General features: G+C 69.6%; 18 protein-coding genes and 1 pseudogene. 13 read left to right on the top strand and 6 right to left on the bottom strand.

Annotated elements, in window-relative coordinates:
- Positions 1-44: 44 nt before the first annotated feature.
- Positions 45-965, bottom strand: coding sequence for an NADP-dependent oxidoreductase (locus ACIP5M_RS14110; protein WP_401196223.1), 921 nt, complete (start codon positions 963-965; stop codon positions 45-47).
- Between the two features lie 90 nt (positions 966-1,055).
- The gene (locus tag ACIP5M_RS14105) at positions 1,056-1,508 is read right to left on the bottom strand and encodes a DUF2470 domain-containing protein (protein ID WP_401196220.1); all 453 of its coding nucleotides are present in this window, start codon (positions 1,506-1,508) and stop codon (positions 1,056-1,058) included.
- Between the two features lie 281 nt (positions 1,509-1,789).
- On the opposite strand from ACIP5M_RS14105, the gene ACIP5M_RS14100 reads away from it, so the two are divergent.
- From ACIP5M_RS14100 to ACIP5M_RS14085, 4 genes are all read left to right on the top strand, one after another.
- On the top strand, positions 1,790-2,185 hold the full coding sequence (locus ACIP5M_RS14100) for a cell division protein SepF (RefSeq protein WP_189739116.1): 396 nt from the start codon (positions 1,790-1,792) through the stop codon (positions 2,183-2,185).
- 67 nt (positions 2,186-2,252) lie between these two features.
- A complete protein-coding gene (locus ACIP5M_RS14095; RefSeq protein WP_401196218.1) occupies positions 2,253-3,641 on the top strand; it encodes an ATP-binding protein in 1,389 nt (462 codons plus the stop codon).
- Positions 3,638-4,084, top strand: a complete 447-nt coding sequence (locus tag ACIP5M_RS14090; protein WP_401196216.1) for a nucleotide pyrophosphohydrolase — start codon at positions 3,638-3,640, stop codon at positions 4,082-4,084. Before ACIP5M_RS14095 ends, ACIP5M_RS14090 begins: the two co-directional genes overlap by 4 nt.
- A gap of 124 nt (positions 4,085-4,208) precedes the next feature.
- Positions 4,209-4,694 (top strand): DUF6099 family protein, encoded by a 486-nt coding sequence (locus ACIP5M_RS14085; protein ID WP_401196215.1) that lies wholly within the window; start codon positions 4,209-4,211, stop codon positions 4,692-4,694.
- A 62-nt stretch (positions 4,695-4,756) separates the two neighbouring features.
- Here ACIP5M_RS14085 and ACIP5M_RS14080 read toward each other — a convergent pair whose 3' ends face one another.
- Positions 4,757-5,059, bottom strand: coding sequence for a hypothetical protein (locus ACIP5M_RS14080; protein ID WP_401196213.1), 303 nt, complete (start codon positions 5,057-5,059; stop codon positions 4,757-4,759).
- A 230-nt stretch (positions 5,060-5,289) separates the two neighbouring features.
- On the opposite strand from ACIP5M_RS14080, the gene ACIP5M_RS14075 reads away from it, so the two are divergent.
- From ACIP5M_RS14075 to ACIP5M_RS14060, 4 genes and pseudogenes are all read left to right on the top strand, one after another.
- A complete protein-coding gene (locus tag ACIP5M_RS14075) occupies positions 5,290-6,213 on the top strand; it encodes an LLM class F420-dependent oxidoreductase (RefSeq protein WP_401196212.1) in 924 nt (307 codons plus the stop codon).
- 17 nt (positions 6,214-6,230) lie between these two features.
- Complete coding sequence (gene mmuM, locus ACIP5M_RS14070) at positions 6,231-7,148, top strand: homocysteine S-methyltransferase (RefSeq protein WP_401196209.1); 918 nt, start codon at positions 6,231-6,233, stop codon at positions 7,146-7,148.
- 18 nt (positions 7,149-7,166) lie between these two features.
- A pseudogene (locus ACIP5M_RS14065) lies at positions 7,167-7,283 on the top strand (hypothetical protein); the annotation flags it as partial.
- A gap of 537 nt (positions 7,284-7,820) precedes the next feature.
- Positions 7,821-9,527, top strand: a complete 1,707-nt coding sequence (locus tag ACIP5M_RS14060; protein WP_401196206.1) for a recombinase family protein — start codon at positions 7,821-7,823, stop codon at positions 9,525-9,527.
- Here ACIP5M_RS14060 and ACIP5M_RS14055 read toward each other — a convergent pair.
- The 3 genes from ACIP5M_RS14055 to ACIP5M_RS14045 form a co-directional block, all read right to left on the bottom strand.
- The gene (locus ACIP5M_RS14055; protein WP_401196203.1) at positions 9,513-9,749 is read right to left on the bottom strand and encodes a hypothetical protein; all 237 of its coding nucleotides are present in this window, start codon (positions 9,747-9,749) and stop codon (positions 9,513-9,515) included. The two genes, ACIP5M_RS14060 and ACIP5M_RS14055, sit on opposite strands and share 15 nt — an antisense overlap.
- Positions 9,750-10,158: 409 nt before the next feature.
- Positions 10,159-10,515, bottom strand: a complete 357-nt coding sequence (locus ACIP5M_RS14050; RefSeq protein ID WP_401196202.1) for a helix-turn-helix domain-containing protein — start codon at positions 10,513-10,515, stop codon at positions 10,159-10,161.
- Positions 10,512-10,934: a hypothetical protein gene (locus tag ACIP5M_RS14045; RefSeq protein ID WP_401196199.1), complete on the bottom strand. Its 423-nt coding sequence runs from the start codon at positions 10,932-10,934 to the stop codon at positions 10,512-10,514. The genes ACIP5M_RS14050 and ACIP5M_RS14045 overlap by 4 nt, the downstream gene beginning before the upstream one ends.
- 499 nt (positions 10,935-11,433) lie before the next feature.
- Between ACIP5M_RS14045 and ACIP5M_RS14040 the strand changes: the two genes are divergently transcribed.
- The 5 genes from ACIP5M_RS14040 to ACIP5M_RS14020 all read left to right on the top strand — a co-directional run bounded on the left by ACIP5M_RS14040 (position 11,434) and on the right by ACIP5M_RS14020 (position 21,059).
- Positions 11,434-11,721: a hypothetical protein gene (locus ACIP5M_RS14040; RefSeq protein ID WP_401196197.1), complete on the top strand. Its 288-nt coding sequence runs from the start codon at positions 11,434-11,436 to the stop codon at positions 11,719-11,721.
- A 78-nt stretch (positions 11,722-11,799) separates the two neighbouring features.
- Positions 11,800-12,279 (top strand): hypothetical protein, encoded by a 480-nt coding sequence (locus tag ACIP5M_RS14035; RefSeq protein WP_401196193.1) that lies wholly within the window; start codon positions 11,800-11,802, stop codon positions 12,277-12,279.
- An 802-nt stretch (positions 12,280-13,081) separates the two neighbouring features.
- A complete protein-coding gene (locus ACIP5M_RS14030; protein WP_401196190.1) occupies positions 13,082-13,456 on the top strand; it encodes a hypothetical protein in 375 nt (124 codons plus the stop codon).
- A 1,137-nt stretch (positions 13,457-14,593) separates the two neighbouring features.
- Complete coding sequence (locus ACIP5M_RS14025) at positions 14,594-20,350, top strand: hypothetical protein (protein WP_401196188.1); 5,757 nt, start codon at positions 14,594-14,596, stop codon at positions 20,348-20,350.
- Between the two features lie 391 nt (positions 20,351-20,741).
- A complete protein-coding gene (locus tag ACIP5M_RS14020) occupies positions 20,742-21,059 on the top strand; it encodes a hypothetical protein (RefSeq protein WP_401196186.1) in 318 nt (105 codons plus the stop codon).
- Positions 21,060-21,100 lie beyond the last annotated feature (41 nt).

The following is a 21,100-nucleotide window of genomic DNA, read 5'->3' as shown; positions in this document are numbered from 1 at the left end:
CGCGCGGGGGCGGGTCCCGCTCGGACTCGCCCCCGCCCGTGTGGTCAGACCGTGAGGACGATCTTGCCGCGGGTGCGGCCCGCCGCGCTCAGCTCCCAGGCCTTGGCCGCCTCGGCGAGCGGCAGCACGTGCTCGACGTTCACGCTGAGCTTGCCGGCATCGGCCAGCTCGGCCAGGAAGGTCAGGTCGGCGGTGTCGGGGCGCACCCACAGCTGGTGCGCCCCCTTGGCGGCGGCCTGCTGGTCGGCGATGGAGACCACCCGGTGGCGCTCCTTGACCAGCGACTGGAGGGTCTCCACGACGTCGTCCCCGTGGAAGTCGAGGCCCGCGTCCACGCCTTCGGGCGCGAGCGCGCGGATCCGGTCGGCCATGCCCTCCCCGTACAGGACCGGCTCGGCGCCGAGCGAGCGCAGGTAGTCGTGGTTGTGGGCGCCGGCCGTGCCGATGACCCGCAGGCCGAGGGCGACCGCGATCTGCACGCCGAAGGAGCCGGTGCCGCCCGCGGCGGAGTGGATGACGACGGTCTCGCCGGAGGTGAGGCCCACGCGGGTGAGCGACTGATAGGCGGTCAGGCCGGCCAGCGGGAGGCCCGCCGCCTGCTCGAAGGTCAGCTCGCGGGGCTTGCGGGCCAGGGTGCGGACGGGGGCCGAGACCAGTTCGGCATAGGTGCCGAGCTGCACCCACTCCTTGCGGACGTAGCCGTACACCTCGTCGCCGACGGCGTGGTCGAAGGTGTCGGGACCGACCGCCTCGACGACGCCGGCGACGTCCCACCCGGGTATGACGGGGTGGCGCACCTCGAGGATCGGGGCGACGTATCCGGCGGCGATCTTCCAGTCGACCGGGTTGACCCCGGCTGCCTTGACGCGGACGAGGACCTCGCCCGGCCCGACCTTGGGCTCCGGGGCGTCAACGAGGGTGAGGTTGTCGGCAGTTCCGTATGCGCTGTACGTGATGGCCTTCATGATCTCCACCAACGGGCCCCGGGCTCACGCTATTCCGGGTTTTTCGCACCGCCGGATCCCCTGATCCCGCCTTCGTCCCCTGCTCATGGCTCAGGCCGGCAGGGTGTTGCGGTGCGAGCGCCGACGGGCCGCGCTGAAGAGCGCCTGGATCTGGGTGCCCGACTGGCCGACGTCGTCGAGGGGAGAGGGGAAGGGCAGCCGCACGTCGCGGTGGCCGCGCCGCTCCTCCAGCCGCAGGGTGATCCCGTACCGGTCCATGGCCACCGGCAGCGCGCGGAGCACGGCACCGGTGGGCAGCGGGTGGACCAGGCGCAGGAGCAGGGTGACGAGGTCCGCGTGGTCGTCGAGGAGGTGCGTGAGCATGCCCGCTTCGTACCCGGCCAGCGGATCGGGGCGGGCCGCCTCCAGCTCTTCGAGGCCGACGTACGCGAACCCGTCCGCGGTCTCGAGGACCGCCCGGCCGAATTCCACGCAGGTGGAGCCGGCCGCCTCGTCGCTGTAGGGGGTCAGCAGGCGGCCCGTGAGGGTGACGCGGGCGCGCACCCGGTCCCGTACGGGGGTGGGGGCGACGTCGGTGAACGGACCCGCTCGGCGTCGGTGGGCCGGGCGGCCGGACTGGCGGGGGTGCGGACACCGGACATGCGCATGCGGATCACTCCATCGTCCCGGAGGCGGACAGCTGGGTCGTTGTACTTAGGTAAGCCTAACCTAATGCTTGGGGTCCGGGGTGGGTGGCCGGGAAGGGTCGTGTCGCTGTTGGGCTGAACGGGTGAAACGCGAGAGGATGGGGGGATGCACATGAAGCGCACGGCCGAGGCGGCCCGGTGAGCAGGTACGACGTCACCGACGAACAGTGGGAGGGGCTCGCGCAGGTGGTCCCCCTGCGCAGTCGCAACGAATGGCCCTCCCGGGTGGACCACCGCACGATCCCCAAGGCGCCCGGAGCGTCCGCGGCGGAACAGCGGCGCTTCGTGGTGATCCGGGTTCAGATCTTCGCCGACGCCCGGGAGGTGGCGGAGTACCTGATCGCGCAGATCCCGGTGCTGCTCGACCTGACCGGAGCGGACAGCGAAGTGGCCAAGCGGATCCTCGACTTCAGCAGCGGTGTGGTCTTCGGGCTCGGCAGCGGAATGCACCGGGTGGACCGGAACGTCTTCCTGCTGGCGCCCGTCGGGACCGAGGTCGAGGGGATCGCGGCCGCGGCCGTCCCCCGATCGTAGGAAGGTCGCGACGCCGGAACGGTTCGCCGGGCCCACGGGGGGCCCGGCGGCCCGTACCGTCCCGCGCATGAACGCCCCCGAAGCCACCGTCGCGTTACCCGCGGCCCCCGGAACCCCGAACCCCTCCCGCCGGGCCGCGGCGGCGCCGCCTCCCGTGCCGCTGGCGCCCGTGCCGCCGCCGCCCGGGCCGGCCCAGGCCGCCCCCGGTGTCCGGCCGCCGGCCGAAGCTCGCGCGCGGGCGGGGTCCGCCGGTGCGGCACCGGTCGTGCCGACGCAGGTGGGTGCCGACGGCCTCGGGCGGCCCGCACCGCCTGCCGAGCCCGCGCGGCGGACGGAGCGGCGGCCCGTGGTCACCGGGCTGCGGCTCTCCGCGTTCGGACCGCATCGCGGCGCCGCCTTCCGGCTCGGGCCCGTCACGCTCTTCGCGGGGCCGAGCGGCAGCGGCAAGACCCAGGCGCTGGCCGCCTACGAGGCCCTCGCCGCGCTGGGTTCCGGCGCCACGCTGGAGGAGGCCTTCCCGGATCCGGGGCTCCGCATCCCCGACCTGGCCGTCCCCGACGCCGGTCGGCGGCGCGGATTCCGCATCGGCTGTACGGTCGACGGCCCCGCCGGGCCGGTCCGGCTCGACCTCGCCGTCCAGGCCGAGCCCGCCCTGCGGATCGCCGGCGAACGGCTCTCCCAGGACGGGCAGGTCCTGCTCGCCACCGCTCTGCGCGACCCCGGCCGCCGCTCGGTGCAAGCGGCCTGGCTGACCGGCGGCGCCATCGGAGTCACCCGGGCCCCGCTGCCGGACGACCGGCTCGGCACCGCCCTGCTTCCCCTCCGCGTCGCCGGGGCCACCGCCGGCCAACGGCAGGTACTGGCCGCCGCCGAGCAGGTGGTCGTGGCCCTGCGCTCGGTGTTCCCCTGCGACCCCGGGCCGGAACGCATGCGCGCGCCCGTCCCGCCGGGGGAGGGCAGGCTGCGGGCCGACTGCGCCAACCTGGCCGACGTACTGCGCCGGACCCGCCGCGAATGCGGCACGCGGCACGCGCTGCTGACCGAGGCGGCCCGTACCGGCTGCGCGGGCCCCGTCACCGGGCTGGAGGTGCGGGCCACCGCGGGCGGGCCCGTCACGGCCGTGCTCGACCGCGGCCCCGCCCGGCCCGCCACGGAACTGGCCCGCCTCGGCGCCGGCGAACTGCGCTTCCTCGCGCTGGCGCTGGTCCTGCTGACCGGTCCTGGCGTGCTCGCCATGGACCCCGCCGCCGAACTGCTCTCCGCGCAGCAGGCGCTCACGGTGCTGGCCGACGGCTTCGACCGCTGCCTTGACCGGCGCCAGGGCGCGGAACTGCTGCGCCTGGCCCAACTGGCCGGCGCACGCGGGCACGTCCGCCTGGTGGCGGCGGTGGGGGAGGAGCTCGGGGGCATCGCCCGGAGCCTCCCCGGTGTCACGGTGGTAGACCTGAGCCCATGAACGAGGCGAAGAAGACGAACGAAGCGGGCGAGGCGGGCGAGGCGGGCGAGGCCGGAGGGGCCGGCGGGACGCGCGGGGCCGCCGACCCGCACGGTGAGCGGCTGGGGCAACTCCAGCGCAGGCTGGCCGACTTCGCGGCGGCGCGCGGCTGGGAGCCGTACCACACGCCGAAGAACCTGGCGGTGGCGCTGAGCGTGGAGGCGGCCGAACTGGTCGAGATCTTCCAGTGGCTGACGCCGGAACAGTCCGCGGCGGTCATGGAGAAGCCGGAGACGGCCCATCGCGTGGCCGACGAGGTGGCCGACGTACTCGCGTATCTGCTGCAGTTCTGTGAGGTTCTCGGGGTGGATGTGCTGGATGCGCTCGCCGCGAAGATCGAGAGGAACGAGCTCCGCTTCCCGGTGACGGGCCCCCCGACGCCGAATCGTCACTCTTCGGAGTGATGGACTCGTCCACAATCACATTTGTGTCCACATTTTCCGAATACCCCTGGCTTTACTGACCCGTTGCCCTCACTCTGGGTAGTGGTGAGGAACGGCGGGATGTCGTGCGGACGGGGGACGGCATATGGATGCGGTACGGCTCATCGCGGCCGGCCGGCACGCGCTGGCACAGAGTGGGGCTGCGTGGGACATAGTGGGCGAGGCCTGGCAGGCCCAGGCGCTCGCGCAGGGAGTCGGGGGCTATCTGGCGGTCATCGGGCCGCCGGAGCTGAGATCGGAGGCACGGGGACTGGGGGAAGCGGGAAGCAGAGGCTGCGGGGTGCTCGACCGGGCGGCGCTGCGCGGAGAGGGCAGCGCGCCCGAGTATCCGCCGCGGGCGGCTCAGTTGACGCAGGTGTCGGATGTGCGTCAGGCGCTGCTCGGACTCCAGGCGCTGCTCGGCGAAGTGGGCATAGCCCTGGTCGGGGTGGCCTGCGGGACGGACGAGGAGGCCCTGTACTGGCAGTGCATAGAGTCGATCGACGCGGCGGACGAGTCGAGCGACCGGGTGCGGGCCCTCCTGCGCCGCATGACGGTGCGCGAACGGGGGTCCGCCTCGGGCGTGGCCTGAGCGAGGTGATGGGGAGGGAACGGGGTAGTGGGGTCCCGCCGCGCGCGACGGGACCCGCACGGTCAGTACGACCGGTCGGAGGGGCGCTCGCTCTCGGCGGCACGGCTGCCCGTGGCACCGAGGGTGCCGGGGGTACCGGCCGTGCCGGTGGCGCCGGGCGAGCGGTCGGTGGAGGACTGGAGGTCGGCGTCGAGCTGTGAGAGGTCGGCGTTCAGCGCCGCCATCAGCTCTTCCATCTGCTGGAGCAAGCCCTTCGGCGCGCCGCCCTGGGCGGGTGCCGCGGGCTCCGGACCTGCGTGGTCGTGTGCTGCCTGTCCGGTCTGTCCGTCCTGTCGGCAGGTCTCCGGCACGGACTCATGGGACATGGCGGCCTCCTCGGCCCTGGCCCTTCCCAGGCGGAAGGGTGCGGTGGACGCACCGGCGAAAGGCCGCCGGCGCGCGGGCCGGGCGGTCCGGCTCCCTCCGAGCCAACGATCCCCCTCCGGGCTGGTCACTGGCGGGGCCCGGGGTGGACCGTCCGGTTGACGCAGATTCACCCGGGCGGGGTGGGACGCGGGCGCCGCCCGGAGGCGGCCCGGGGAGGCAGGATGGGAGCATGGATCTTCGCATTTTCACCGAACCCCAGCAGGGCGCGAGCTACGAGACCCTCCTGACCGTCGCCAAGGCCACCGAGGACCTCGGCTTCGATGCGTTCTTCCGCTCCGACCACTACCTGAAGATGGGCTCGGCCGACGGTCTGCCCGGCCCCACCGACGCCTGGATCACCCTCGCCGGCCTGGCCCGCGAGACCAGCCGGATCCGGCTGGGCACGCTGATGACGGCCGGCACCTTCCGGCTGCCCGGCGTCCTCGCCATCCAGGTGGCCCAGGTCGACCACATGTCCGGCGGCCGCGTCGAACTGGGCCTGGGGGCCGGCTGGTTCGAGGAGGAGCACAAGGCGTACGGGATCCCCTTCCCGGCGGAGCGGATGGCCCGGCTGGAGGAGCAGCTGGCCGTCATCACCGGCCTGTGGGCCACCGAGGCCGGCGCCACCTTCGACTACACGGGCAGCCACTACCGGGTGGAGAACTCGCCCGCGCTCCCCAAGCCCCTCCAGGCCAAGGTGCCCGTACTCATCGGCGGCCACGGAGCCCGCCGCACCCCGCGGCTCGCCGCACGGTACGCCGACGAGTTCAACATGCCGTTCGGGTCGATCGCCGACAGCGAGCGGCAGTTCGGCCGGGTCCGGGAGGCCGCCGAGGAGGCCGGGCGCAAGGCCGACGACCTCGTCTACTCCAACGCCCTCGTGGTCTGCGTCGGCAAGGACGACGCCGAGGTGGCCCGCCGGGCCGCCGCCATCGGCCGCGACGTGGACGAGTTGAAGGCCAACGGCCTGGCCGGCTCCCCGAACGAGGTCGTCGAGAAGATCGGGGCCTACGAGGCCATCGGCTCCTCCCGCGTCTACCTCCAGCTGCTCGACCTCGACGACCTGGACCACCTGGAGCTGATCTCCTCCCAGGTGCTCTCCCAGCTCGGCTGACCCGGGAGCCGCACCCCATGCCACGCGCGTCCGGCCCGCTCGCCGAAGCCCTGGCCCGCAGGACCGTGCTGCTGGACGGCGGGCTGAGCAATCAGCTCGCCGCCCAGGGCTGCGACCTGTCCGGCGGCCTCTGGACGGGCCGGGTGCTCGCCGAACGGCCCGACCAGGTCGAGGCCGCCCACACGGCGTACGCCCGGGCCGGCGCCGAGGTACTGATCACCGCGAGCTACCAGATCGGCAAGGAGGCCCTCGCGGCCCACGGCCACGACCGCGCCGCCACCACGGCCCTGCTGCGCCGCAGTGTCTCGCTGGCCGCCCGCGCGGCCGACGCCGCCGACCACGAGGTGTGGGTGGCCGCCTCCGTCGGCCCGTACGGCGCGGTGCTCGCCGACGGCTCCGAGTACCGCGGCCGCTACGGCCTGAGCGTGCGCGAGCTCGCCGCCTTCCACCGCCCTCGCGTCGAGGCCCTGCTCGCCGCCGGCCCCGATGTCCTCGCCCTGGAGACCGTCCCCGATCCGGACGAGGCCGAGGCCCTGCTCACCGTGCTCGCCGAGACGGACGCCCCCGCCTGGCTGAGCTACACCGTCGCCGGGGGCCGCACCCGCTCCGGCGCGCCCCTCCCCGAGGCCTTCGCCCTCGCCGCGCGGTCCCCGCAAATCATCGCTGTCGGCGTCAACTGCTGCGACCCGTCGGACGTCCTGCCCGCCCTCGCATCGGCGGCGACCACCACCGCAAAGCCCCTCCTGGCCTACCCCAACGACGGCTCGGTCTGGGAGGCCACCACCCAGACCTGGCACGCCCCCCAAACCCCCGCCCCGTGGCCCACCGACGCCTGGCACCGCACGGGCGCCCGCCTCATCGGCGGCTGCTGCCGCATCGGCCCCGACCGGATCGCCGCCCTCCGCCGGAAAATGAGGGGAAGCGAGCGGCAGTGACCAGCAACAATCGGTCGTGTGTTCCTGACGATCTCCACCACCGGTTCCCCTGAACGACCCGCCACCGACCTGGGCTACCTGCTGCACAAGCATCCCGGGAAGACGCAGGCGTTCTCCACCTCCCACGGCACGGCGTAGATCACGTCCTGGAGAAACCTCGGGTTCCACCGCCGACGCCACGGCAAGGCGTGAAATACGAGGTGTAGCACCGTGAGGCGGGTGCACGGCGGTGTTGGTGCCGGGGAGGGCCGCCGCGGGGCTCGGGTCGCCCGACTGGTCCACACGGTTGAACATGGCCGGAGTCAACACGGATCGTCCGGTGGTGAAACACACCGACGTGGTAGTGCGGGCCCGCTGCACTGGGGGCCGAAAATCTGGCATCATGGCACGAGTCCGAGGTGATGTACGGACAACGCCTGCCCCGTATTGCCTGCTAGAGCGTTGGGGTAGAGCATCCGAGGATCGGTCACCGGTCCTCGCCTAGAGCCTCTGGGGTTCCCGCCCCGGAGGTTCTTCTGGTTTCAGAGCCTGTGAGCCTGAGCGTTTCTTCACTCAAGCGGGGCCATCTTGCCACAGCGGAAGGTGATCACACTTGCTCGCACGGCGACTTGGCGGACTCATCTGACGAGATGTCTACTCCGCGGCCGGGGCGGATGGGTACGGTATGCCCCCATGACCGCCGTGCTGTCCACCGTGAAGCCCCCGCGTGCCCTGCTGGTCTCCCGCATCAGCGTGGACCGCGGCGACAAGTCCACCTCCCTCCAGCGCCAGGCCGAGGAACTCACCGGATGGCAGGAGTCCAAGGGCTACGCGTTGACGCACCTCGTGGTGGACAAGGCCGTCAGCGGCTCCATCGACCTCCACAAGCGGCCTTCCCTCGGGCCGTGGATGACGGAGGAGGGGCTGCGGGCCTGGGACGTCATGGCCGTCACCACACAGGACCGCATCGGCCGCAACGACCTGCATTTCCTGGCGTTCGTCAAGCTCATCATCGACCTGGAGAAGCGCCTGGTCGTCCTGGACGACCCCGGCTTCGACATCTCCACCGAAGACGGCCGGATGATCGCCTACATCAAAGCGATCCAGGCCGCCAAGGAATTGAAGAAGATCCGGGAGCGGTGCACGAACACCTCGCGCTGGCTGCGGAACAACGGCTGGTGGAAGGGTGGCAACCCTCCGTTCGCGTACCTTCCTGAGAAGGTCCGCGGCGGCCGGATGGTCCTCGTTCCGGATACGAAGTACGCGAAGATCCTGAAGTGGATCTGCGAACAGATCCGCGAGGGCATCTCTCCCCAGTCCATCGCACAGCAGTTGAACGAACGGGGCGTGCTGACCTGGCGGGACCGGCTCCGGGAGCTGCGCCTGGAAGAGGCCGCCCGCCAGGAGGAGGAGTACACCGGCCTCGGCGTCCAGGGACATCTGTGGAACCCCAACGTCGTCGCCAACATCGTCCGGCACCCCTCCATCGCCGGGTTCCTCGCGTTCGAGGGGCGAATTCACGAGGACGATGCCGGCGAACCGCTGATGTGCACCGCTTTCCCGATCCTCTCCGAGTCCGAGTGGCGGACCACGGTCGTCTGCTTGGACGCCCGCAGCAAGCCCAAGCCGATCGAGGCCCCCCGGATCGTCCTCGGCAGCGGCGGGATCTCCCTGTACGCGGGCATCGGCAGCTGCCGCAACTGTGCGTCCGCGGTCTACCTGCACCGCACCACGAAGAAGCTCAAGTCGGGCACGGTCGTGTACGCCAACTACCGGTGCCACGCCTCCGCGCGCGGTGTCGTCTGCGACTTCCGGGCCGCGGTGAAGCAGGAGGAGTTCGAGGGCTTCTTCGAGGACACGCTGCTGACCGCGACCGGGCACCTGCCCGAGGTCACGAAGGTCTGGATCCCCGGCGAGGACCACACCGAAGAATTGGAACGGGCCCGGCGCCGGCTCGACCAGCTGGAGACCGACTACGCCGAGGGCGTCTACGACGACGACCCTCCCGCGTACCGCCGCATCCGGTCCCTGATCAACGAGAAGGTGGCCAAGCTGGAGCTGCTGCCGCACCGCCCCTCCCAGTACATCTACCGCGAGACCGGGCGGACCTGGGGCGAGAAGTGGCGCAGCATGAATGACCTGGACCGGCGCGCGTTCCTGACCCAGACGGGCACCCGCATGGTCGTCTGGAAAGAGGGCTACAACCCCGACCATGCCGGCCTCGTGGCCGACCTGGGGGACATGAAGGACCTGACCGCGGCGGCCGGAACGCTCTCGATCGACCTCAAGCGCGAGGCGGTGCGCCAGCACGCCCTCAGCAACGTGTCCAAGAGGCAGTTCCTGGAGATGGTCAAGGACGGCGTTCTGAACCAGCCCCGGCCCCTCCTACGCGTTGCCTGACTCCGGCCGGGGGAGCTGCTCGAACCGGACATAGATCGCCGACATGTCCGTGTCGGTCAGGGTGCCCTCCTGGTAGAGGGTGTGCAGGGCGTTCTCGTCCAGGGTCGGGACCGGAGGGAACGCGCGCTCGAAACAGCCGCGCTGTTCGCAGATCGCCACCGCGGCGGCGTAGTCGACGGCGAGTCGCAGCGTCGGAGCGATGGCGGAGGACCGGTAGGACACCGAGGGGCTCTTTTCTGCGCGAAATGATCAAGAAGATGCGGCGAAGCTGACGGCAGGGCTCAGCGACGGGAAATTCGTCTTCTTGATCACGCAGCAGTGAGGGCCGAGCGGCGGCCCTCGTACGTCCTCCTTGGACTCGGGTACTTCAGCACCCGCTCCTCCGTGACACAAGGCGACACGCGGAGGGGTCGACCCCCAGGGGGTCGAAGGCACCCCCGCCCACCGCCTATCCGCCGCGGCCGGCACGAGGACACGAAAAAGGGCCCGGTCAAACCAGGGCCCTTTTTCGACCAGAAGACATCCAACCCACTACCCGAAAGGAAATCGAAGTCAGTTTACCTCAACGGGGGCGAAACTAATGAGTGTGGATATCCGTGCGGGGCCGCGTTTATGTCGCCCTATTGCCGCGCTAGACAACCACAGGAAGAGCGAGAACGGTGACGTCGCCGCGGTAGCCGCCGAACATGTAATTCGGATTGATCCGCCACCCGCTCCGCTCCTCGCGCACGATCCCCGCCGTGCGGAGTTCCTTCAGCGCCTTCGAGACGGTGGCCGGCGTCGTGCCCAGTTCATCGGCGATGGTGCACTGAGAGCCTGTCGCGGACTCGCCCGGGGAGCTGGGGTACTGCCCACTCGTCAGATAGAACAGCACGCGGTACGCCTGCGGTGAAAGGTCGTAGCGGACATGGGAGCGGTAGTCGTTCCGCAGCAGTGCGGCACCGGTACGGAACTGCTCGGGGGTGTGCTTGTAATCGACTGTGGTCATGCCGTCACCTTCATCGGCTCGGGAGTGATGAGCAGGTTGAACGTGTCGATGGCCTGCGTGTGTTCCTTCGCCTTTCCACTGAAGGAGTACGAGGGGTTGACGCGCAGCTTGGCCTGACGTACCGAGTAGATCAGCTTCGCGTTCTTCAGCTTCTTCAGGGACCGAGCGACCTTCGGCTGATCCACCTTCGTCAGAGCGTCGGCGATCTCCTGCTGGCTGATGACGATGACCCGGTCCGGCTCGCGATGGTCCAGAAGCTCGAAGAGGACTCCGTACACCTCGTAGTCGAGCCGGGCGAAGCGGTCTTCCCGTGCGGTACGCCAGAACGCCTTGGCCAGGAGGGCGAAGCCCTGGTCCATGAAGCTGTACGCCCCGTAAACCGGCTCTTCCGTAACCGCCTCCCACTGCTGGTTCTGCACTGCGTACGCTCCTGTTCGACGGCCTTGTGGCGACAGGTTAGCTCCATGATTTTCTGTTCTTATAGCGCCAAACGGGGGGCGGGCCTCTCGAAACGTATGCCTCATGTGGCATACGTTTATGCCTTATGCGGCATACCAGAAGGCCACTTTGCCCAGTAACCGCAAGGGGTGTGGTCCCTATGAAGATGAGCAACAAGCAAAAGCACAAGCAGCTGCGTAGAACAATAGACACCTTCGGTGTCTATTGGTGCGAACCGTTCGAACTGTCGTTCGACTACGTCGAACGTTGTCCATCCGGGTTCGCCTGACGGGACGAAGGGTCAGGCGAACCCGAGAGGCTGTAGGCCGCGGACAGCACCCGCAGTCGACGCGGAGCGCTCCCCATGCTCTAGATAAATCATAAAAACGGCCTGGAGGGCGTCCCCGCCCCTGGTCGGGCAACGAGACCACCTCACCTCCCCCAGCCCCCCGCAGGGCCGTACAGCGATTCGAGAGACCCGTGACAGAACATCAGGCCCCCGCCACCGCGGTCGGCTTGCTCATCTACTTCATCAACCGCTGCCCACTCCAGCTGCGGGACAGGGTGCGCCCCGCCGACAGGCCCAAGCTCCACCGGCTGTTCGCGAAGCTCTGCACCCAGCACTCCGCGGCCAACCTCCAGGCCGCCACTGACGCCTACTTCGACCTGCTCAAGCTCCGGCGCCTGGAGCACTCCCTGGCGGATGACTTCATGTACCGCCTGGACGGCCTACTTGAAGGTGTCAAGGCGGAGTCGGCCGGACCGTGACAGCTGGCCCCGACGACACGAACCCCGCTAAAAATCACCTCCTCCGCGATGGCCTCTCTGTGTGCCAGCGTCTGTTCCATGAAGACTCAGCATGAAGAGGCCGCCGCCGACTCCGACCCCGCCAACGAGTGCGGGTGTGACCCTGGCCCGATGGTCACCCTGTCGGTTCAGGTACCCGAGTGGGTCCTTAAGACCGCGGCCGAGACCGCGGCGCTCAGCATGGCCGAAGCCAAGGAAGTGCTGAGCGGCTCAGCGGAGGAGAAGCGGGAGACCGTCCGGGGCCACCTCTATGTCGACGCGCAAGTCATGATGGACATGCGCACCGACGCGGAGAAGGCGTTCGTGCAGCTGCGGAGCACGCTTCCCGAGGGTGACATCTGCACCGACTGTGCCACGGATGCGAAGCTCGTGGAGGCCGAGGAAAACATGCTCGGCGCCCTAGGCTGCGCCATGACGGCGTGCTTCGTCTCCGAGCTGGCTGACTACTCCGAGGCGTTCACCGACATGCTCGTCGCACAGATCGAGGAGCCGTACGCCGTGAGCACGGCCGCGGCCTAGAACAAGACTTCCGCGTCCGCGCCGGCCGCGGGCACCAGCACCTCCTCCTGCTCGAAGGGCAGGAACAGCACTCCGCCCAGCTCCACCTCCCTCTCCGATCCGTGGCACAAGATCAGATCCAGTGCTCGCTCGCGGGGGCGGGGGTGCTTGTGATCGGCGATGCGCCGAGTGTCCGGGCTGACCGCCACGGAGCGCCGGCAGACGGGGCAGGAAATTCGAGGCCAAGCGGGCATGACGAAGTCCCCTTCGTGGAGGGCATGGTGAGTGTGAGTGCGTCCCGAGAACCGGGGTTGATTGGAGATTAAGAGCGGGCGGCTGTGGCTGGCGACTGCTGGCGGAAAATCACGTCAGGAACGGTGTCCTCCCATGTCCACCAGGGGGTAAACGGTGTCCACCCGGTGTTTTCGGGGAGTGGCCTCTAGCAGGCTCTAAATACCTCTAAGAACCTCTAGGCAGTTACACCACACATTGGCCGGTTCCGTTCGCTCATGGCCGGAGTCTTGCATGGCGGTTGGGCGCCTGCCGCGGCATGGGAGCGATCCCGGCCAGCACGGCGACAGTGAGCCTCGGTGAGGTTCGGTGAGAACCGGTGAGGGGTGCCCAACGGTGTGCTCCATGGATTGGGCTGAATCTCGGCGGCACCGCCTGGCGCCCGCAGGCGCCGCGTCAGGTCCTCGCGTAGGTCCCGGTCCAAGTGAAGGCGTCCAGGGCCCTCACCGCCCGCCAGCAGTCGAGGAATCTCGATTGCAGGTTGCAGCCGTCCAAGCCAAGATCACCAGCTCGGAGATCAAGGGAGTTCTGCATGAGTCTTCTGGTGCACACCTTCATACGCAACGCTGACGGCGGCCTGGAGCTGCTGGAGGACCCGCCCAACGGCGAAGACCTCGCCGGAGGCGAGCGCTGGCGCACGGTTGTGTGGGGGTCGCAATCCGCGCGGCTTCTGGGAGCGCGCTTCCTGCCGCGGTTGGCAGACGGGGACCTATACGTCGAAGCGGCGGACGTGGCCGGGTTCTTGGAGGAGTGCATGCTGCTCCGGAACGAGAGCGAGGCCCTCGTGGCAGGCGTGCAAGAGCCTGCTGGGCCTGCTCTCCTCGACAATGTGGAGAGCAAGCTGGACAACTTCATCACGGCCTCCCGCCGAGCTCTGGACGTGGGCGGGGGCGTCCTCATCTGGTAGCCGCGGAGGGGTACGTCTCCAGGTGGCGCACAATGCCCCTCTGGGGCTGCGGAACGGCGCACCGCGGTCCCCGCTACTCCAGGCCGTGAGCCGTATGCCAACGGCGGGCACGAGCACGCTCATCGGGGCCGGGGCCCCACACTGCGACCTCCCGGCGCTCGCCGACCTTGACGTGCCACAGCTCGTGCTGTGGCACCGTCCAGTGGGGCGGTAGGTGGCCGGTAGATCAGATATACGCCGCGGAGCGTTCGCCGGCTGCATCGGACGACGGTCGGACATGGTGAGGGCCTCTCAGGCAGGGGGAACCAGACATCCCTGTCCCAGCCGAGCCGCGAGAGAAGCGGTAGCGCCTGGAACCCTGACCGGGCCGCACAGAGGGGCGGGGCGCGTCTCTGTGCGGGAGCGTAGACATGCTGCTGACCGCGGGTCCAGCGCCGCCGCGGAACCTCACCCGGACGGTGCCCAGGCCAACGCCGGCAGTCCGGGGCCCTCTTCGTCGCCCCTGCCCCGAGGAGACTGTCGAGGCCCACATCTTGGGCACCCGGAAATGGAAATGCCCCTGCCGGCCACCCCGAAGAGCGGCCCCAGCAGGGGCGAGAGCACCGAACCTCTCCCGGAGGAGAGTTGGAACGTCGGCGCTGGTGATCCCGGATACGAACTCGCGATCAGGTCCGACACTACCAGCAGCACCGCGGCGTTGTCACTGCCTGAGGCCACTGTCCGCGGAATTGATACTGCCCAAATTCTAATTCGGCAATTCTATTTGATGGGTCAGGCAGGGCGGCTCGGGAATTTCGCGATTAATGGCCGGGGGGTCTTATCTGTCAAGAGGAATTCAAGAACTGCCCGCATGGTGAACGGTGGGATTCCTCACCTCCTAATTCCTATTTCTTTCCCCGGGGCCCTGGTATCGCCCCCGATTCTTTGAGAAAATCAGGGGGTAAAGCAGCAGGGCCCGCGTGGAACCGGGCCCCACCGGATACGACGTCTCGCGATAGGGGTTTCTCAAGAATGGCTCACGTTCAACGGGACAGCTATGTCCTGACCCCGGCACGGCGCGCCATTTTGCAGCGTGCCGCTTGGGGTCTCTTGCGAGTCTCGTATGAGTCGTACGAGCCCGGAACCAAGTCGGATGCCGTGCGGTACTACTCCCGCGAGGTAGACGTCAAGATCACCAAAATCAAGGGGGAGCGGCGCGGCGCGGTCCGTAAGGACTCCGTCGACAAGCTGATCAGGGAAGGACTCCTCTCCCGTCCCTTTCGCGCAAGTGTGGTCCGCGTGACGGAAGCGGGCCGCGCCGCTCTGGACGGTCGCCCCGTTCCGGCGCCGGTTGCCGCGCCCGAGCCTGCGCCGGTCGAGACCACGGTCACCCCGGACGTGTCCGGAATTCAGGACACCCCTGCGCCGGAGGAGAAGACTGCCGCGCAGTGGAACGGCTTGCAGCGCGCGGCCGAAAAGGCCGTAGCGGAGGAGCAGAGTCACCAGCCGCGCCGAGTGCCGTTCGAGAGCACGGACACGCGCGAGGCATTCGCGTCCGCCGATGGGGGACTCTCCTTCTCGCTCTTCCGTCTGCCGGATGACTGCACGTCGGAAACGCTCCTTGAAGAGCGCGCCAAAAAGGTGGCGGATTTCGAAAAGGCCGTGGTCAAGCGCGACAAGGGCAAGCCCGAGTGGAAGTCCTTCGGCAAGGGTCACGTGAAGCTCAAGCCCGGGAAGGCGCCTAAGACCGACCGGACTCCGGCGGACGTGGTCAAGGCGTGGTCCGGAGAGGTCATTCACGACGTCGCATGCAACCAGTGCGGCGAATTCGACTGCACGTGTGTCCGTGAAGTTGCTTCCGCCATTCTCGCCAACCTGGGTGGGCCGGTTGTAGATGCGGACGCCATTGCCCGGGGCCGTGAGCGTCTCACCGGCCAGGCCGAAACCACCGTGCGCCACGAGTGCGCCGATCAGATCACCATGGGGGAAGACGTGGCGGACATCGAGGAGCAGCAGCCGGAGTGCGAGGCGGCCCCGGCGGCCGAGCTGATCCACACGACGTCGGTCGTCGCGCTGGCGGACGGGCACCGGATCTCCTGTGTCTGTGGGTGGGTCCAGACGTCGCCCGGCATGTCGGAGGACCACGCGTATATGCGCGCCCACCACCACTTGGGGCATGTTCGGTTCGACATGGAGCGCATGGAGGAGTTGGCAGCGTGGGCGCTCCAGTTCCCGGGGGAGACGCTGGCCGGTGAGCGCATCGAGCCGTACGAGGGGGACCACCACCAGGAGGAGAACGACGGGTTCGACTGGTCGTTCACGACCGAGTCCGGGCGCGGCTACCGGCTGTGGTCGCCGTCCTACAAGCGGACCGCCGGGGAGTGGAACGTGGGCCGCGGCGCCAAGGCGGAAGGCTCGTTCTGGTGGGCGGAGATCGGCGAGGACAACAGCCTGACGGCGGCCGTCGCGTGGTGCCGGAAGGACTCCGCTTCCGCGGAGTGGGCGGCCGGTGTCGTGAAGCAGTACGGGCCCATGAAAGAAGAGCGCGTGGCCTGGTCGGCTGAGCTGGTGGAGACCGAGCTGGAACCCAACGTGTGGCGTTTCGAGCGGTACGGGCGCGTCGGCATCGCGACGAAGAACCCGTGGGGCTGGGAGTCCCGACCGACGGGGTGGCTGGCGGAGGCCGGTACGAGCGGCGCCGTGGATGGCATGTTCCGCAAGCGCGCTATTCACCGGCTGACCGTGGCCGGACTGCGGGAAATCCCGCTGGAGCGGTGGGTGATCACGGGGACCGACGGCGTGCAAGCGAAGTACGGCGTCCATGGCAAGAGCGCCATGGAGTGCGGGCCGGGCGCGTGGGCTGAGCCGGGGCTGTGCATCGGCGCGTGCTGGAACAAGAACGCGCCCGCGCGGTTCGTGGCGGACATCCTCGCCGAGGACGGCGTGACGGTCACGGGCACGGTTGGCGTGTGTGCGCTGCACCTTGCCCGGCCGTTGGCGCAGGCACAGGGACACATCGGAAACCCGTGGGACGCGGCTTACGAGCTGTGCGGCAAGACGTCGGGCCAGTGGGGCTCTGCCCTGGACTGGGAAGAGCGTTACTGCGACTTGGTCGCCGAGATGGTGACGGCCGCCCTGGACGCGGGGGAGTCCAACCCCCGGCCGGACGTCGTGGCGGCCCTGCTGGCCGAGGCCGAAGCGGTCCGGGTGCAGCAGGAGAGGAAGGCCGCGAAGTCGGCGCAGAAGAGCAGCAACAGGAGCACGGAGGAGAGCATGGTGGGCCGCGGCAGCATGGCGCCGAAGCGCAAGGCGACGGCGGCCAAGGTCGGCGACATCGTGTTCAGCGCCAAAAACACGTTCCCGTGCGTCGCCGAGCTGCGGGGTCACCGCTACGTGTTGCGCAAGCTCGCCGGATCCTTCTCCGCCCAGCACGAGCACTCGGACGGGGCACGGCTGGTCTTCGAGGGAGAGGACCCGAAGAACCGATGCCGGACCGGCGGGGACATGTTCCCGAACCTGCCTGCGCTCAAGCGGGCGATCCTGGCGGACGCCGTGGCTCGCGGGGAGGCGCAGGTGGAGCCGCTGGTGGAGCCGGTGGTGGAGGAGGAGGAGCCCGCCGCGCTCCCGAAGGGTCTCAAGGTCCAGGAGCAGCCGGAGGGGTGGGCGGTGTTGTGCTCCCACCACGCGGGGCACGGCTCCGTCTTCATCACCTCCAAGCTCACCGACCGCGCGGCAGCCGTCGAAGCGGCATGGGCTCACGTCGAGGGTGCGCCGGGCCAGCACAAGGGCGCGGGGGAGCGGGCGGTGCAGGTCTCGGAGGAGGACCAGGAGCTGATGCGGATGGCTGCGGAGGAGTACGCCGAGGAGCTGGAGGCCGCGGCCCAGCTGGAGGCGGAAGAGGCCGCGGCCGAGGAGTGGGACGCCGAGGAGGCGCCGGAGGTCTCACCCGGCGTCGCGGTGCAGCGGGTCAACCCGCAGGGGGAGAAGACCGACGGGAACGAGGGCATGTGGTGGGCGCACTGCAACGGTGGCCGGGAGGACTGCTACCGGTACGGGCACATCGTCTCGCCTGACCGTGACACGTCGTTCCGGGAGACGGAGGAGGGCGCCCGCGCGCTGGGGGAGTGGCACGTGGAGGGGGAGCAGGGACCGGCCCCGACGGATGATTTCGAGGGGCAGGCGCAGGCGTCCCGCGTGGTGTGGGCGTCGATGGGCTACGAGTTCATCTACCGCGCCGAGTGCACCGAGTGCGACGCCGAGCATGTGTTCCGCGGCGGCAAGGGGACGTCGAAGACGGCGGCGGCGAAGCGTCGCGCGGTGTGTGATGCAGCGGTGGCCTGGACGGTCGAGCACGCGGAGCAGCACCAGGACGAGGAATCGGCAGAAAAGTCTCCGGCCGACATCGAAAAAATTCAGGGTCAGGGTCCGATCCCGGCCGGCGAGTCCGTCGAGGATTCCGAGCTTGCCGACGTCCCGGCCCCCGCGTACGACCCCCGGCCCCGGGCGCAGCGGTGGGAGGTGCGCCGCGCGAAGGAGGTGCTGACCGCCGCCGGGTTCAACGACCACGACGCCGACAGCAGCAGCGGCGCAGGCTTCGTGGTCATCAACGACATGCACGCCGTGGCCGTGGTCCCCGTGCTGAACGGCGACCACCGGCGGCCCCGCAAGCTCGCCGACCGCAAACTGTGGGACGAAGCCTTGGAGGAGTTCGCGGACGTCCTGCGCGAGGCCGGGTTCACGGGCGTGGGCATCAACCCTCACCGGGTGCGCGGCTTCGCCCCCGTCCCCACCGAGCCGCAGACCACCGCCCGCGTGCGGGACGTGAACCACTGGGTGGCCAGCCCCAGCGGCTACCGCCTGCGCGCGGTCACCTTCGACGGGCACACGGAGATTGAGTGCCGCATCGGCTTCCACACCGCGGGCGCCGGGGCCTCGGTCTTCCACCTCCAGGATCACGAGCAGAACCAGGTACCCGCGCAGGCGGGGGAGACCCTCACGGAGTCCGTGGAGCGGCTGTGTGACTGGTACGGCCTGCCGGAGCCCTTCGCCGTGATGTACGAGGAGGCGGAGGAAATTTCTCAGACGTCAGCCGGCGAGTCCAGCCAGGATTCCGCGGTTGCCGACACGGCCGAAATCCCGGTCAAGCCGCAGCCGACGCCGGGCCTGTACGCCCCGACCCTGCACACCGAGGAGCGGACGGGCGACGTCGCCGACGACTGCCGCGAGGGCGGCCACCGGTACGTGTGGTTGGTCATCGAGGCCGAAGGCGTCGCGCGCATCTTGAGGTCGTATCTCACCTGCCAGTGCTCGGGCGAGAAGCTGGGCAACTTCGGCCGCTCCGGGCCATCCATGAGCCAGGGCACACAGCGGAAGCCGCTGGGCATCCGTGACGCGTCGATCGCGTCCGCCCTGGGCGTGGCCAAGCGCAACGACTACACGCCCAAGGGGCCGTGGGAGATCGTCTCCGACACCCTCAAGCGGTGCTCCGTGGAGTGGGACCACGCGAAGCCGCTCAAGGTCGCCGTAGACCCGAACAGCGCATCCCAGCGCCGCCGGTCCGCGGTACCGGAGCACGCAGCACCCTGCGGGCAGCCCTCTGCCTGGCGGATCATCTGCGGTGCGCACGGTCTGTTCATGCCGAGGGTCCCGCGCACCCTGGCCAAGATCGAGAAGCAGGTGCGGACGGAGATGGTCTACCGGGTGCGGGAGAACCGTTCCCAGCTCACCCGCAAGGAGCGGCGGACCGCGCACGCCATGCTCGTCCGGGAGTACAGCAGCGAGCGAACCGACCTCACCGGCTACGGCAAGACCCTGCACGGCAAGCAGGACCCGACGCCTCCGGCGGTGCGCGAGGGCGAGTCCATCCGCCCCATGAACCCGGGCTGGGCTCAGGAGTGGTGGTTGTTCGCGGACGTCTACGGCTACGGCTTCGAGGTCTCGCACCGCAACGAGAAGTGGACCGCGCTGGCCCGGCTGGACGAGTGGCAGTCCGAGGACGGCAAGGTGTCCTTGCCCGGCAAGCTGGTGCGCGTCGCCAAGACGCCCTGTGCGACTGCTGAGGAGCTGCTCGACCTCTGCCGGGAGGTGGGGGAGAAGCGGGCCGTTCGGGACGCTGGAACCCGCATGGTTCAGCGGGTGATCACCCAAGGCGCCGAGCCGGTCGAGGTTGGCGACGCGGTGGAAGCCCCGGCGGCCGTCCTGCCCAGCACAGGGCGCGGGTACTGGGAGATCGGCGAGCGCGTCATCTTCGAGGGCCGCGCGGGCCGCGTCGTCAGCGCGACCATCGGCAAGACCCTTGTGGAGATGGACGGCGCCGAGCCGGGCCACCTGGAGCACCTGGAGCCCCGCGACCTGGTAGCAGAACGGTACGTAGTCTGCGGCAGCGTGATGATGCCGACCATGCCGGAGAGGCCTGTACGCGACTGGTTCGCCGCCAAGGTGGCCCCGGCCTCGGCCGTCGAGGAGGACGGCCCCGACTACGCCGCGATCTCCCGCGCGAACCGCTCGGCGGCCGTCGCCGAGATGGTCGTCGAGGAGGACCAGGAGCAGCCGCTCGAAGACCTCCCCGCGATGGACTGGGAGAGCCTGACCACCGAACTCGCCGAGCTGCGCACGGAGACGCGCGGGGGCGCTGCCTTCGACTGGGACGACGTCGCCGCCGAACTGGCCGCGCTGCGGGAGTTGACGGCCGAAGGCAGCGAAGAGGTGGGCGAGCCCGTGCTCACGTGGGCGCAGGTAGAGCAGGAACTCGCCGAGCTGCGACAGGAAGCCGTACCGGCCGCCGTACCGGCCCCGGTTGTCCGCACCATCATCCCGGGCCGCCTCGCGCGGGAAAGTCTGTCCCTGGCAGCCTCGGCCGCCCTGGTGACGCTCGCCGCCTCGCAGCTCGCCGAGGTGATGCCTGTCAGTGTCTGACCCCCGGCGGGGGCGCCGGGTAGTACCTGCGGGCCCCGGCGGTAGCCGGGGGAGCGGGGGAGGGCCGAACCTAGGCGGCCTGACCTCAACCCTCCGGCCGCCACCGGCAGGACGGAGACGCTTCTCGAACCGCGCGGCGCGGAGCGGGTCCGGACAGAGCGACCCTGCGAAGGCAGGGGCGCGGGGGCTTGGTGAGGACCAGCGGTCGCAGGAGAGCAAGCCGGGCCAGCCGTGGGAACGGGAGCAGGCGGCCCAAGGCCATGCGGGCGAGGCCGGGCCGGGCGGGCGGTGAAGAAGTTCTCAGCGAGGCCGGGCCGGCCGCGGGGGTGCAGGGACGCGACACTGCCTGACACTGTTTTCTCCGAAAAAATGCATCGCGATCATGGGACGCATGACGCATATCCAGGCGGAATCCGCCCCCAGAACCAAGCCGCTCACCCGCAAGGGCCTTCATCACCAGCGGTACGTCCAGCAAATACGGCCCGATGGAAGTCGGGAGATCGGTCAGTTGGTCTCGCGGCCGGCGTTCGATGACGAGTTCGCCCGCTGGCTGATCACGCCCATGGCGACTGGAGGTGTGATGTGGCAGAGGGTCCAGTGGGCTGATGTCGAAGACGGTCAGTTCTTCAGTGCCGCGGCCGGCGATCTGCCCGAGGAGCAGCAGCGCGCCCTCGCTCAGTCGTTGCGCGGGTACCTGGACCGCGACTGACCGAGCCGGCCAGCAGATAGCGAACTAATCGGATAGGGCGC

This window comes from Streptomyces sp. NPDC088762 (assembly GCF_044750905.1).
In the GTDB taxonomy this organism is placed as follows: domain Bacteria; phylum Actinomycetota; class Actinomycetes; order Streptomycetales; family Streptomycetaceae; genus Streptomyces.
The sequence above is the reverse complement of the archived record's forward strand: the minus strand, read 5'-3'. Positions and strand labels throughout refer to the sequence as shown.